11 protein-coding genes are annotated in these 14,025 nt (G+C 66.0%); 8 read left to right on the top strand and 3 right to left on the bottom strand.

The window, feature by feature from the left end; translation table 11 throughout:
* Nucleotides 1-73 precede the first annotated feature (73 nt).
* A complete protein-coding gene (locus SPR01S_RS19195; protein ID WP_066592717.1) occupies nucleotides 74-706 on the bottom strand; it encodes a retropepsin-like aspartic protease family protein in 633 nt (210 codons plus the stop codon).
* Between the two features lie 57 nt (nucleotides 707-763).
* Nucleotides 764-3,022: an NADP-dependent malic enzyme gene (locus SPR01S_RS19190; RefSeq protein WP_066592715.1), complete on the bottom strand. Its 2,259-nt coding sequence runs from the start codon at nucleotides 3,020-3,022 to the stop codon at nucleotides 764-766.
* A 210-nt stretch (nucleotides 3,023-3,232) separates the two neighbouring features.
* On the opposite strand from SPR01S_RS19190, the gene mutS reads away from it, so the two are divergent.
* Together mutS and SPR01S_RS19180 are read left to right on the top strand one after the other, a co-directional pair.
* Nucleotides 3,233-5,812 carry a DNA mismatch repair protein MutS gene (mutS, locus tag SPR01S_RS19185; RefSeq protein ID WP_066592730.1) on the top strand — a complete coding sequence of 860 codons (2,580 nt, stop codon included), beginning with the start codon at nucleotides 3,233-3,235 and terminating at the stop codon, nucleotides 5,810-5,812.
* Between the two features lie 125 nt (nucleotides 5,813-5,937).
* A complete protein-coding gene (locus SPR01S_RS19180) occupies nucleotides 5,938-6,273 on the top strand; it encodes a helix-turn-helix domain-containing protein (protein WP_084251301.1) in 336 nt (111 codons plus the stop codon).
* Nucleotides 6,274-6,285: 12 nt separating this feature from the next.
* Here SPR01S_RS19180 and SPR01S_RS19175 read toward each other — a convergent pair whose 3' ends face one another.
* Nucleotides 6,286-7,254, bottom strand: a complete 969-nt coding sequence (locus tag SPR01S_RS19175) for a hypothetical protein (RefSeq protein WP_157082360.1) — start codon at nucleotides 7,252-7,254, stop codon at nucleotides 6,286-6,288.
* A 182-nt stretch (nucleotides 7,255-7,436) separates the two neighbouring features.
* On the opposite strand from SPR01S_RS19175, the gene SPR01S_RS19170 reads away from it, so the two are divergent.
* From SPR01S_RS19170 to SPR01S_RS19145, 6 genes are all read left to right on the top strand, one after another.
* Nucleotides 7,437-7,784 (top strand): helix-turn-helix domain-containing protein, encoded by a 348-nt coding sequence (locus SPR01S_RS19170; protein ID WP_245662114.1) that lies wholly within the window; start codon nucleotides 7,437-7,439, stop codon nucleotides 7,782-7,784.
* Nucleotides 7,785-7,854: 70 nt separating this feature from the next.
* Nucleotides 7,855-10,602: a [protein-PII] uridylyltransferase gene (locus SPR01S_RS19165; RefSeq protein ID WP_066592728.1), complete on the top strand. Its 2,748-nt coding sequence runs from the start codon at nucleotides 7,855-7,857 to the stop codon at nucleotides 10,600-10,602.
* 14 nt (nucleotides 10,603-10,616) lie between these two features.
* Entirely contained in the window at nucleotides 10,617-10,997 is a 381-nt protein-coding gene (locus tag SPR01S_RS19160) for a VOC family protein (RefSeq protein WP_066592704.1), read from the top strand.
* The gene (locus tag SPR01S_RS19155; protein WP_066592720.1) at nucleotides 10,994-12,145 is read left to right on the top strand and encodes an 8-amino-7-oxononanoate synthase; all 1,152 of its coding nucleotides are present in this window, start codon (nucleotides 10,994-10,996) and stop codon (nucleotides 12,143-12,145) included. The genes SPR01S_RS19160 and SPR01S_RS19155 overlap by 4 nt, the downstream gene beginning before the upstream one ends.
* Nucleotides 12,142-12,765 (top strand): dethiobiotin synthase, encoded by a 624-nt coding sequence (bioD, locus tag SPR01S_RS19150; RefSeq protein WP_066592695.1) that lies wholly within the window; start codon nucleotides 12,142-12,144, stop codon nucleotides 12,763-12,765. Before SPR01S_RS19155 ends, bioD begins: the two co-directional genes overlap by 4 nt.
* Complete coding sequence (locus SPR01S_RS19145; protein WP_066592693.1) at nucleotides 12,762-13,994, top strand: adenosylmethionine--8-amino-7-oxononanoate transaminase; 1,233 nt, start codon at nucleotides 12,762-12,764, stop codon at nucleotides 13,992-13,994. The genes bioD and SPR01S_RS19145 overlap by 4 nt, the downstream gene beginning before the upstream one ends.
* Nucleotides 13,995-14,025: the final 31 nt, after the last annotated feature.

The following is a 14,025-nucleotide window of genomic DNA, read 5'->3' as shown; positions in this document are numbered from 1 at the left end:
CCCGACACGAGCGACTTGGCCCCGCCCTCACCCGGCTTCGCTTCGCTCGCCACCCTCTCCCAAAGGGAGAGGGTTATATAGTGCCACTCCTGGTTTCCTGCGGATGGTTGGGGGTCAGGATCAGCGTCCGCCCCTCGACCCGCCAGCTCTTCAGCCGCGACAGGAAATTCATCCCGATCACGTCCATGTCGCCGAACGCCGGCGAACTGACGACAGGCAGATCGCGCGCGACGATATTGCCGATACGCAATTCGGGTACGGTCGCGGTATCGGCGCGAACCGATCCGTTGGCGGTCTGGATGATCATCGGAAACGGACTGGGGCTCGGCCGCAGCCCGGCCGCTTCGGCGGTGTCGGCCGACAGAGCGGTGACCGTCGCGCCGCTGTCGACCAGCATCCTGCGCTCGACATTGCCGAACCGCACCTTCACCCAGAAATGGCCGTCGTCGGCCATCGGCACGCGCATTTCCTTGCCGACGACCTGTTGTCCGTCCTCCAGATGCAGGATCTTGGCGACGCGTGCGAACATCGGATCGAACCGTCCGCGCTCACCCACCAGCATCACGATCAGCCCGAGCGAGACGACCAGCGCCGTCATCGACAACAATCGCCCGACCACCCGAAACCGCCGGGCAAGCAGCATCAGCGCGATGACGATGCCGATCAGGAGATATAGCGGCAACGAGCCACCCAAAGCGTCAGCCATGCACGCTACCTGCCATAGGCTAGATGTATGGCGGCTGAGCCAGGGGTCAATCCGCCATCAGCGCGCGACGCCGCCTGCGGCAAGCACTGCCAGGGTGACCAACTCGCTCGCGGTCGAGGTCATCGGTGCGATCTGGACCGGCTTTTCCAGCCCGACCAGCATCGGCCCGATCACCGCGTCGCCGCCGAGTTCGCGCAGCAACTTGGCCGAGATGTTGGCCGATTGCAGCCCGGGCATGATCAGCACATTGGCCGGACCCGACAGCCGAGCGAATGGATAATTCGCCAACTGGCGCGGGTTGAGCGCGACGTCGGGCGCCATTTCGCCTTCATATTCGAAGCTCACCTGCCGCTGATCGAGCACGCCTACCGCGGCACGCAGATTCTCGAGCCAGCGCCCCTCGGGGTTGCCGAAGGTCGAATAGCTCAGGAAAGCGACGCGCGGTTCATGACCCATGCGGCGCGCAACCGCGGCGGTCTGTTCGGCGATATCGGCCAGTTCCTCCGGGGTCGGACGCTCATTGATCGTGGTGTCGGCCATGAACACGGTATGAGTCTGGCCGACCATGACGTGGATGCCGAACGCGGTGCGCCCGGCCTCGACGTCGATGACTTTGCGCACTTCGCGCATCGTCTGGGCATAGGTCCGCGTGACCCCGGTGATCATCGCATCAGCCTCGCCGAGCTGGAGCAGCACGGCGCCGAAGATGTTGCGATCCTGATTGATCATCCGCTCGCAATCGCGGCGCAGATAGCCACGGCGCTGGAGCCGCTGATAGAGGAAGTCGACCATCCGCGGCACCAGGGCCGAGGTGCGGCTGTTATGGACCTCGTAGCTCTCGACGTCCTTGACGCCGAGCGCGCGCAGCCGGTCATGGACGTCGTCGCGTCCGACCAGCACCGGCGTGCCGTACCCGCCTTCGCGGAACGCCACCGCCGCGCGCAGCACGACTTCCTCCTCGCCTTCGGCGAACAGCACGCGCTTGGGCTGCGCACGCGCACCTTCATACGCCTGAGCGAGCACGCCGGTGGTCGGGTTGAGCCGCCCGCGCAACTGCTGGCGATAGGCCGCCATGTCGAGGATCGGCTTGGTGGCGACTCCCGAATCCATCGCCGCTTTGGCGACCGCGGCGGGCACCAACTCCATCAACCGCGGATCGAACGGCGCGGGGATGATATATTCGGGACCGAACGTGTGGCGCACACCGTAAGCGACGGCGACTTCCTCAGGCACCGCCTCGCGCGCCAATTCGGCGATCGCATGCGCCGCGGCGATCTTCATTTCCTCGTTGATCCCCGTCGCGCGCACGTCAAGCGCGCCGCGGAAGATGAACGGAAAGCCGATGACGTTGTTGACCTGGTTGGGATAGTCCGATCGTCCCGTCGCGATGATCGCGTCTGGACGCGCTTCCTTGGCGAGTTCGGGACGGATTTCGGGCTCGGGATTGGCCATCGCGAAGATGATCGGCGCCTTGGCCATATTCCTGACCATCTCGGGCTTGAGCGCGCCGGCAGCCGACAGGCCGAGGAATACGTCGGCGCCTTCGAGCGCGTCCTGCAGGGTCCGCTTCTCGGTGTCGACGGCATGCGCCGATTGCCACTGATTGACCTTGTCGCGGCCCTTGTAGATCACGCCCGAGCGGTCGCACATGATGACGTTGTCGGACCGCACGCCCATCGCCTTGATCAGCTCGGTGCAGGCGATCGCCGCCGCGCCCGCGCCATTGACCGCGACCTTGATGTCGGAAAGGTGCCGCCCGGTCAGCAGGCAGGCGTTGATCAGGCCTGCAGCGGTGATGATCGCGGTGCCGTGCTGGTCGTCATGGAAGACCGGGATGTTCATCCGCTCCCGCAGCGTCTGCTCAATGATGAAGCATTCGGGCGCCTTGATATCTTCGAGGTTGATGCCGCCGAAGCTCGGCTCCATCAGCTCGACCGCGTCGATGATGCGGTTCACATCTTCGGTCTTGAGTTCGATATCGATCGCATCGACGTCGGCGAAACGCTTGAAGAGGACCGCCTTGCCTTCCATCACCGGCTTGGAGGCCAGGGCGCCGAGATTGCCCATGCCCAGGATTGCGGTGCCGTTCGACACGACCGCGACCAGATTGCCCTTGGCGGTATAATCATAAGCCGTGGCCGGATCGTCGGCGATCGCCTGGACGGGAATGGCGACGCCGGGCGAATACGCCAGCGCCAGGTCGCGCTGCGTCGTCAGCGGCTTCGACGCGATGATCTCGATCTTGCCGGGCCGTCCCTCCGAATGGAACAGCAATGCTTCGCGGTCGGAAAACTGTACGGAAGTTTCGTCGGCCATCTGGTCCTCTCTGTCGTACCCGTCTTTAGGTGCCGGTTGGGGAGAAGGAAACCGGCTTGCGGACCCTTGATGTACTTTTGCCGGCAAGCGAGACGTCGTCCGCCGGGCGGAAATCCGCACACTTTACCCACAGCAAAGGGCGAAAGCGGGATTTGCGCCGCTCGCACGCTGGGCTAACCGACGCTGATGGCTGACGCCGCACCGACCCCGATGATGGCCCAGTATCTCGCCCTGAAGGCGGAGGCTGGCGATTGCCTGCTCTTCTACCGGATGGGCGATTTCTTCGAATTGTTCTTCGAAGACGCGAAGATCGCCAGCGCGGTGCTCGACATCGCACTGACAGCGCGCGGCGAGCATGATGGCGAGAAGATCCCGATGTGCGGCGTGCCGGCGCATGCCGCGGTCGGCTATCTGCAACGGCTGATCAAGGCCGGTCACCGCGTCGCCATCGCCGACCAGACCGAGACGCCGGCCGAAGCCAAGAAGCGCGGAGGCTCCAAGGCCCTGGTCGCGCGGGCGATCATCCGCGTGGTCACCGCCGGCACTTTGACCGAGGAGGCCCTGCTCGATTCCCGCACTGCCAATTGGTGCGTCGCGATCGGCGAAGCCGCGGGCGGCGTCGCCGTCGCTGCCGCCGATGTTTCGACCGGGCGGTTCGAATTGGTCGAGACCGATGCCGGTGGGCTGTCCGCCGAACTGGCGCGCCTGAACGCCGCCGAAGTGCTGGCGAGCGAGGGAAGCCCATTCGAGCATCTCGCCACCGTCCTGCGCCCGCGGGGCGAGTTCGATTCGACTGCCGCGGAAGCTCGGCTGAAGCGGGTGTATGGCGTCGCCACGCTCGACGGCTTCGGTCAGTTGAGCCGCGCCGGCATGGCGGCGGCCGGCGGGCTCGTCGCCTATCTCGACCATACGGCGAAAGGCTCGCTGCCGTTCCTGCGTCCGCCCCGGATCGGCAATGCCGGCGAAGCTATGGCAATCGACGCCGCGACGCGCGACAGCCTGGAACTCACCCAGACCCAGACTGGCCAGCGCAAGGGCAGCCTGCTCGACGCGGTCGACCGTACCGTGACCGGAGCGGGCGCGCGACTGCTCGCCGCCGATATCGGCGCGCCGCTGATGGATCGTGCGACGATCGAGGCGCGGCTCGATCTCGTCCAGCGGCTGCACGATGATGGCGCCTTGCGCGAAAGCCTGCGCGCGACCTTGCGCAGCCTGCCCGATATCGGTCGCGCGCTGGGGCGCCTGGTCGCCGGCCGCGGCGGCCCGCGCGATCTTGGGCAGTTGCGCGATGGACTCGATGGCGCCTGGTTGCTGGGTGAGCGGATCGATGCGCTCGATGTGCCGCCGCGGTTACTCCAGGACATCGTGCCCCGACTCCGCGGCCACGGGTCGCTGATCGACCTGCTCAAGCGCGCGCTCGTCCCCTCCCCGCCGATCGACGCGTCCGACGGCGGCTATATCGCCGAAGGATATGATGCCGAGCTCGATGATCTGCGCGATATCGGTGCGGGCGGCCGCCGCGCGATCGCCGCGCTCGAGGCTGAATATCGCAACCGCACCGGCACGAGCGCGCTCAAGATCCGCCATAACGGCGTGCTCGGCTATCATGTCGAAGTCCCGGCCAAGGCGGCCGATCCGCTGATGGCGCCCGACAGCGGGTTCACTCATCGCCAGACGCTCGCCGGGGTGGTCCGCTTCAACGCGCCCGAACTCCACGAACTGGCGATGAAGGTCACCCAGGCCGGCAGCCATGCGCTGGCCGCCGAGGCCGCGCATCTGGAGGAACTGACCCAGACCGCGCTTGGCGGCCGGGAAGCGATTGCCGCGACCGCCGATGCACTAGCGCGCCTCGACGTTGCCGCCGGCCTTGCCGAGCGCGCTGCCGAGGATGGCTGGGCCCGTCCTGCTCTGGTCGATCAGGCCTGTTTCGAAGTTGAGGGCGGGCGCCATCCGGTGGTTGAAGCCGCCGTCCAGCGTAGCGGCGAGCGCTTCGTCGCCAATGATTGCGTGCTGTCCGAAACCTCTCGGCTATGGCTCGTTACCGGCCCCAATATGGGCGGCAAGTCGACGTTCCTGCGCCAGAACGCGCTGATCGCGGTGCTTGCCCAGGCGGGCAGCTACGTGCCCGCGGCGCGCGCCGAACTTGGATTGGTCGACAAGCTCTTCAGCCGCGTCGGCGCGTCGGACAATCTCGCTCGCGGGCGCTCGACCTTCATGGTCGAGATGGTCGAGACCGCGGCGATTCTGGCGCAGGCCACGCCGCGCAGCTTCGTCATCCTCGACGAAGTCGGGCGCGGCACCTCGACCTATGACGGTCTCGCCATCGCCTGGGCGGTGGTCGAGGCAATCCATGAGGACAATCGCTGCCGCTGCCTGTTCGCGACGCATTATCACGAGCTGACCCGGCTTGCCGAACGCTGCGACGCGCTGAGCCTCCACCATGTTCGCGCACGCGAGTGGAAAGGCGATCTGGTCCTGCTTCATGAAGTCTCCGAGGGGCCTGCCGACCGCTCCTATGGTCTCGCGGTCGCGCGCCTCGCCGGGTTGCCGCCGGCGACGATCGCGCGCGCCAAGGCGGTGCTGGCCAAGCTCGAGGCGGGCCGCGCCAAGACCGGAGGGCTTGCCGCCGGACTCGACGACCTGCCGCTGTTCGCGGCCGCGATCGAGGCGGAGGAAGAGGAATGCGATGCGGTCCGCGCCGAACTAGACAGCCTCGACGTCGACGCGCTCAGCCCGCGAGAGGCACTAGACGTGCTGTACCGCCTGAAGCGGCTCGCACATGACGCTTAGAAGCGTTTTTGGGCGTCGCTGAAGCGGTGTCGGATTGTCCCAAATAATTTCCCGCCCCGACATTAGGCCCGTTGCGGCCATTCTCTAACCGTGGCAGAACCTCCGCGGGGATAGGAGGGGATTCGATGGACCGCGACGACCGCGGTCCGGTACCAGATCATCGGCTTGCGGAAATGGAGGGAAGGGCCGTTCCCGCACCCAGCCAGATCGGCGAGGCCTTATGGCGCGGCCGGTTGAGGATGGGCTTGTCGCTCGATGACGTGGCGCGCCGGGCCGGCACCGACTTGCAGACCGTCAGTGCGATAGAGAATTCTGACTTCGGCCGAATGCCAGGGGTCAGCAAGACGATCGCGGCGGCGCGAGCCTATGCCCGAGTCGTGAAGCTGCCCGAAAAGTGGGTAGCGCTGACTCTGGCAGCCGAGCTGGCGCGGATTGCCATCTCGTCGTTCCCGATGACCTGATCCCTGCCTGCTTTAGCTGAAATCGACCAGCGCCGGTCGCCCCGCGACATACGCGCTTTTGGGGTCGTGGAACGGGAAGCCGCCGGGTACCAGTCGTCCGAACAGTGCCGCGGTTCGCATCGTCGCCGTCGCCCCCATGATCGCGGCGCCAGGACCCGCCAGCATATCGTCGGACAGCAGCACGCCGCGCCCGCGTTCGATCAGCTTGCCGTCTGCGGTGGTCGCCAGAATCTGGCGCCGCACCGTCGAATAGGGAATCGTCATCGCGCGCGCGATCGCCGCGGCGGATACCGGATCGCGCAGCTCGATCGGCACGACGGTCGCGGTCTCCGAATATTGGCGCGACAATTCGCTGTCGAGCGTGATCCGCCGCACGCTCGCGACCAACACCGCCCCAACGATGGCGAGTTCGAGCCAGTCCGATACGAACATTCCGACATTGTCGAACGCGCCTAGCGCCAGGTCGATCGACGCGGCCAGCGTGATGTCGGCGCGATAGGGGTGATCGACCGTCGCGGGACGCGGAAGCGGCATATCGAAGGCATGGAATTCATCGGCCAGCCACACCAGCGAATCGTGCAGATGGACCAGCAATGCCGCGACATCGGGATCGGCGCGCAGCGACATCGGGATCACCACGCCGCTATTCGTGCGCACGCATAATCCGGCGTCGATCAGCGCGTTGACGTGCCGGCGAACGGTCTCGAAGGGGCGGTGCAGCGACTGGGACAGCGCGTTGATGCTGATCCCGCCATTGTCTGTCTGGCTACGCGGCCCGTTGGGCCAATCGGCCAGCACCTCGCCGCTCGCGCGCAATATCGCCAGGAAGAAGATACCGCGATCGAATACGAACGACCCGCCGGCGAGCTTGCGCACGATCGCGATCGCCCGGACCAGGCTGGTCAGCTGCGTTTCCACCAGCAGGCGCGACGCCAGCCGCGACTGTGTCCGCTCCGGCGTTACCGGCGGCCCAATGTTCATCATTCCCACCCCGCGCCAAAATAGACGCCCCGCCAAGCCATTACAGTAAGATTACCGCGCCGCAAACCATCTGAGCGACCTAAATTCGGACACTTAGTGAGCCATAAGGCGCTCCGACCGCTCAACGTCGTTGCGATGGCGGCACAATGGTGCGATCCACCTTCGAGTCGGGGGACTTCAAAATGAATCTGTTCGGAGAAGAACTCGACCGTGACATGCCGCTATTGGCGGCGGACGCGGTCGGCCGCGCGTTGCGGTCGGCGCGTGAGCGATTGGGATTGTCGCTGGCCGAAGTGGCCAGCGAGACGCGGATGGCGGTTCGCCATCTCGAAGCGATCGAGCAGGCGCGCTTCGACGGTTTCTCCGCCCCAGTCTATGCACTTGGTTTCGCCCGCAATTACGCCCGCGCCGTCGGCCTGCCACTCCAATGGGTCACCGATTGCCTGCGCGGGGAGATCGCCGCGTTCTTCGCCAATCGCAGGCGCTTCGATCTCGGCTGGACCGCCGAGGGATTGCAGCACGGCCGCTAAGGACGTTTTGGCTTCCCTGAGTCTTTAAACCTTGCGTGACGCCGCGCGCGTTCGCGACTATCGCCGCACCATGCCCGCACGCTTCGACAGCCTGCCCCATCGCCGCGCGATCATCGACCGCCGGTCGTTGGCCGATGCGCTCAAGGCGCTGGAGGGCGATGACCGTACCAAGCTCCGCCAGGCGGCAACCGCCTTGCTCAAGCAGGCGCTGCAATCGGGCCGTGCCGAGATCGAGCGCCGGTTGATCGAACATCCGTCGCGAGGGCTGGAGATCGCGGCGAGCCAGGCGTTCCTGATCGACCAGATCCTGCGCCTGCTCTACGATTTCACCGTCGAGCGGCTCTATCGGCTGAGCAATCCGACCGCCGCCGAACGCCTGACGTTGATCGCGGTCGGTGGCTATGGCCGCGGCGAGATGGCCCCGCATTCGGATGTCGATATCGGCTTCCTGACGCCATGGAAGGAAACGCCCTGGCACGAACAGGTCGTCGAATCGATGCTCTACGCCTTGTGGGACTTGGGGCTAAAGGTCGGGCAATCGACCCGCAGCCTTGACGACATGGTGCGTCAGGCGAAAGGCGACGTCACGGTCCGCACCGCCTTGCTCGAGGCGCGTTACGTCTGGGGCGACCAGGACCTCTACGATGAGGCCGCGCGGCGCTTCAAGGCGGAGGTCCAGTCGGATACGGCGCGGGTGTTCATCACCGAAAAACTCGCCGAGCGCGACTTGCGGCACAAACGCATGGGCGACACGCGCTATGTCGTCGAACCCAATGTCAAGGAAGGCAAAGGCGGCTTGCGCGACCTGCACGCGCTCTTCTGGATCGGCAAATATGCCTATAATGTCCAGAATGCCGCGCAACTGGTCGACGTCGGGCTGTTCACCCGTGCTGAATATGCCCAGTTCCACCGTGCCGACAATTTCCTTTGGGCGGTGCGCTGCCACCTCCATTCGCTGGCGCGACGCGCCGAGGACCGGCTGACCTTCGACATGCAGCGTGAGATCGCCGAGCGGATGCGCTTCGCCGACCGGCCGGGCAAGTCCAAGGTCGAGCGCTTCATGCATTACTATTTCCTGCAGGCGAAAGCGGTCGGCGACCTGACCGGGGTCTTCCTGGCGCATCTCGACGAGAAATTCGCGGCGCGCGGACGGCGTTTCGGCCTGCCGGTGCTGCGGCGCCGGCCGAGCAAGCTCCACGGCTTCGTGCTCGATCGCGGCCGGCTCGCGCTGCCCAGTGACGATTTCTTCGTCCAGAAGCCCAGCCGGTTGATCGAGATGTTCGTCCTGGCCGATCGCCATGGCCTGGAAATCCATCCGCTCGCGATGCGCGCCGCCGCGCGCGACGCGAAGCTGGTCGATGATATTCGCCGCGACCCCGAAGCGAACGCCTTGTTCCTCGACGTGCTGACCAGCCCGAATAATCCCGAGACCGCCTTGCGCTGGATGAACGAGGCCGGTGTGTTCGGCCGCTTCGTTCCCGACTTCGGCCGTGTCGTCGCGCAGATGCAGTTCGACATGTACCATCACTATACGGTCGACGAGCATACCATCCATGCGATCGGCCTGTTGAGCCGGATCGAGCGCGGCGAACTGACCGACGATCATCCGCTCAGCCACGGGATCATGAAGCAGATCGCGTCGCGCCGCGTGCTGTATGTCGCGGTCCTGCTGCACGATATCGCCAAGGGACGCGGCGGCGACCATTCGGTGCTCGGCGCGGAAGTGGCGCAGCGTCTCTGTCCGCGTTTCGGGATGACCCCGGCCGAAACCGAAACGGTTGCCTGGCTGGTTCGCTATCATCTGCTGATGTCGGCGACGGCGTTCAAGCGCGACCTGTCCGACTTCAAGACGATCCTCGATTTCTGCGAGGCGGTGCAGAGCCCGGAGCGGCTGCGCTTGCTGCTGACCTTGACCGTCGTCGACATCCGCGCGGTCGGACCCGGCGTGTGGAACGGCTGGAAACGCCAGCTTCTCACCGATCTCTACGAAGCGGCGGAGGAAGTGCTGCGGCTTGGCCACAAGCAAAAGGGCCGCAGCGAACGCGTCGCCGCCAAGCAGGAGGTGGTCGCCGCCGCGCTCGGCTGGGACGACCAGACCTTCGCGTCGATCGTCAAGCGCCTGCCCGAATCCTATTGGGTGGCTGAGCCCGACCATGCGCTGATCGCCAATCTGAAGCTGATGGCAGAGGCCGGCGACCAGCCGCTGTCGATTGCCAGCGAGGTCGATACCGACCGCGGCGCGACGTTGGTCACGATCTATGCCGCCGACCATCCCGGGCTGTTCTATCGCATCGCCGGTGCGATCAGCGTGGCGGGCGGTAATATCATCGATGCGCGCATCCACACGACACGCGACGGCATGGCGATCGACAATTTCCTGGTCCAGGATCCGCTCGGTCGCCCATTCGACGATACCGCGCAGCTCACCCGGCTGCGGCGCGCGATCGAGGATGCGCTGGCCAATCGCAACAAGCTCAGCGACCGGCTCAAGGCGAAGCCACCGCCGCGTCCGCGCGCGGAGGCATTCGACATCAATCCCGCAGCCTTTGTCGACAACCACGCGTCGAACCGCTTCACGGTAATCGAGGTCAATGCGCGCGATCGCCCGGCCCTGCTGCATCAGCTCGCCCAGGCATTGTTCCAGTCGAAAGTGACGATCCATTCGGCGCATGTCGCGACCTATGGCGAGCGCGCGGTCGACACGTTCTACGTAACCGACCTGACCGGCGACAAGATCGAGGCGCCGGCGCGGGTCAAGGCACTCGAACGCCGGCTGATCGATGCCGCGATCGGAGAGATGGCCGCGCAGGCGGCTTGAGAGAGGAGGACGCAATGCCGGTACTCGGAGTTGGTGGAATATTCTTCCGCGCGAAGGATCCCGATGCGCTCAACGCATGGTATCGCGAGAATCTCGGCATCGGTGCCGGCTGCGCCGCCGAGGATACCAGCCCGGCCGACGAGTGGAGTTGGACCGTCCAGGGTGGGCCGTTGATCTTCTCGCCGTTCAAGGCGGACACCGATTATTGGTCAGAGGACCGCCAATATATGCTCAACCTGCGTGTCCGCGACCTCGACGGACTGCTCGAACAATTGAACGCCAGCGGGATCGACGTGATCATCAAGCCGGAATGGAACTCGCCCGAGATAGGGCAGTTCGCGCGCATCCACGATCCCGAGGGCAACCCGATCGAATTGTGGGAAGCGCCGGCTTGAGTCGATCCGACCCCGTTCCGCCCGGCGCGGCGTTCCAGGCCAAGCTACAAGACGATCTCGATGCGCTGACCCGCCGCCACCGCCGGCGTGTGCTCGCGGCGCGGACCGGCCACGACTTCGCCTCGAACGATTATCTCGCGCTTGCCGGCTCGCCGGAAATGCGGGCGATCGTCGCCGAGGCGCTGGCGCGCGGCGTACCGATCGGCGCGGGCGGATCGCGCCTGTTGCGCGGCAATCATGAGGAGCATGAAGCGCTCGAGGCGGAGGCGGCGCAATGGTTCGGCAGCGAGTCGGCGCTCTATTTCAGCACCGGTTTCGCCGCCAACGGCGGGTTGTTCGCAGCACTGCCGGGCGCCGACGACTTCGTCATATATGACGAGCTGATCCACGCCAGCGCGCATGACGGTATGCGGCTCGGCCGCGCCGCGCGCGTCTCGGCCAGGCACAATGACGCCGATGCCGTCGCCGATGCGATCAGGCGTTGGCGGCGCGAGGGCGGCCTCGGCCGGCCCTGGATCGCGGTCGAGAGCCTCTATTCGATGGACGGCGACCGCGCCCCGCTCGCCGATCTGGTGGCGATCGCCGATCGCGAGGACGCCGTGCTGATCGTCGACGAGGCGCATGCCACCGGCGTATTCGGACCCGACGGGCGCGGGCTTGCTGCCGAATGGGAAGGCCGCGACAACCTCATCACCTTGCGGACTTGCGGCAAGGCGCTCGGAGCGGAAGGGGCGCTGATTTGCGCCTCGCGCGCGGTGTGCGACATCCTGATCAACCGGGCGCGCGGCTTCATCTTTTCGACCGCGCCTTCCCCGCTGATGGCGGCGGCGGTGCGCGGCAGCCTCGCTTTGCTCGGGCGCGAACCGGAGCGGATCGCAAAGCTTGATGCCCTGGTGAGCCACGCCCATGATCGCCTCGTCCCGCACCGCGCGCTTGCCAGCCGGTCGCCAATCATGCCGGTGATTATCGGCGACGATGCGCGGACGATGGCGATCGCCACGCGCCTCCAGGCACAAGGTTTCGACGTGCGTGGCATCCGTCCGCCGACGGTTCCTGTCGGCTCCGCGCGGTTGCGGCTGTCGGTCACGCTCAATATCGACCCCACGACCATCGATGCGCTGGCCGAAGCGCTGAAAGGAGCATTGTGACTGCAATCGTCGTCACCGCCACGGGTACCGATATCGGCAAGACCGTGTTCGCCGCCGCGCTGACCGCTGCGCTCGACGGTTGTTACTGGAAGCCGGTCCAGGCCGGGCTCGACGACGGCAGCGACCTGGAGCGGGTCGGACGATTGTCGGGCCTGCCGGCCGACCGCCTGCTGCCGGAAGCCTATCGCCTGACCACGCCCTGCTCGCCACACCGGGCTGCCGAGATCGACGGCGTGACGATCGACGTCGAAGTGCTCGAACCGCCGCGTTGCAGCCGACCTTTGGTGATCGAAGGCGCCGGCGGTGTGCTGGTCCCCTTCACGCGGCAGACGACGTTTGCGGACGTGATGGCGCGCTGGGGGTTGCCGGTGGTGCTCGTCGCGGCGACGTCGCTCGGCACGATCAGCCACAGCCTCGCCGCGATCGAAGCGCTGCGCTCGCGAAACGTCGACATTCGCGGAATCGCCTTTGTCGGCGATGCGGTGGAGGATAGCGAGGCGACCATCGCGGCAATGGGCGGGGTCAAACGCCTCGGCCGCCTGCCCATGCTCGACCCGCTCGAACCGGCGACGCTCGTCGCCGCCTTCGCCGCCAATTTCGATCTGGCCGATTTTCGATGAGCGCTTCCCCGGTCTGGCACCCTTTCACCCAACACGGGCTCGGCGAGCCGATTCCGCTGGTCACGCATGCCCAGGGCGCGGCTCTCCACACCGCCGATGGCCGGCGCGTGATCGATGCGATCTCGTCCTGGTGGGTGACCACGCACGGCCATTGCCATCCGCGCATCATGGCGGCGATCGCCGCGCAGACGCAAAAGCTCGACCAGATCATCTATGCCGGCTGGACGCACGAGCCCGCCGAGACGCTCGCGCGTGGGCTGACCGCGATCATGCCGCCCGCCCTCACCCACGTCTTTTATTCGGACAGCGGGTCGACCAGCGTCGAGGTCGCGCTCAAGATGGCGCTCGGGTTCTGGACCAATCGCGGCGAGGTGCGGCACCGCATCCTGGTGATGGAGCATAGCTATCACGGCGACACGATCGGCGCGATGTCGGTCGGCGCGCGCGGCGTGTTCAACCAAGCCTATGCGCCCTTGCTGTTCGATGTCGGCACCATTCCTTTTCCCGCGGAAGGTCACGAACGGGCGACGCTCGACGCGCTGGAGGCGGCGTGCCGCGAGCAGCCCGCCGCGTTCATCGTCGAGCCGCTGATCCTCGGCGCCGGCGGGATGCTGGTCTATCCCGCGCACATACTGGCCGACATGCGCGCGATCTGTGCGCGATACGACGTGCTGTTCATCGCCGACGAAGTGATGACCGCCTGGGGCCGCACCGGGACCCTGCTGGCGTGCGAGCAGGCGGACGTCGTTCCCGACATCCTGTGCCTGTCCAAGGGGCTGACCGGCGGTGCCGTTCCTCTCGCCGTGACGATGGCGACGCAGCCGATCTTCGACGCGCATCTCTCGGATGATCGATCGAAAATGTTCTTCCACTCGTCGAGCTACACCGCCAACCCGATCGCCTGCGCCGCAGCGGTCGCCAATCTGGAGATCTGGCGCGACGAGCCGGTGCTCGAGCGGATCGCGGAGTTGGCCGAGCGGCAACAGGCGAGACTCGATGCGTTGACCGGCGTCACCGGCAAACGGCGGATCGGGACCATCACAGCGATGGAGGTGCCGGTGGGCGACGGCGGCTATCTCGCCGCGATCGGCCCGCGCTTGCTGAAGCATTTCCGCGAGCGCGACGTGCTGCTGCGGCCGCTCGGCAATACAGTGTATGTGATGCCGCCTTACTGCATTTCCGACGAGGATCTGGACGCGGTGTACGAGGCGATTGCTACGGCGTTCTGACGCGCCTTCTCGCCCTCAAAGTCGTCATGCC

It is taken from the genome of Sphingomonas pruni NBRC 15498 (genome assembly GCF_001598455.1).
In the GTDB taxonomy this organism is placed as follows: Bacteria; Pseudomonadota; Alphaproteobacteria; order Sphingomonadales; family Sphingomonadaceae; genus Sphingomonas; species Sphingomonas pruni.
The sequence above is the reverse complement of the archived record's forward strand: the minus strand, read 5'-3'. Positions and strand labels throughout refer to the sequence as shown.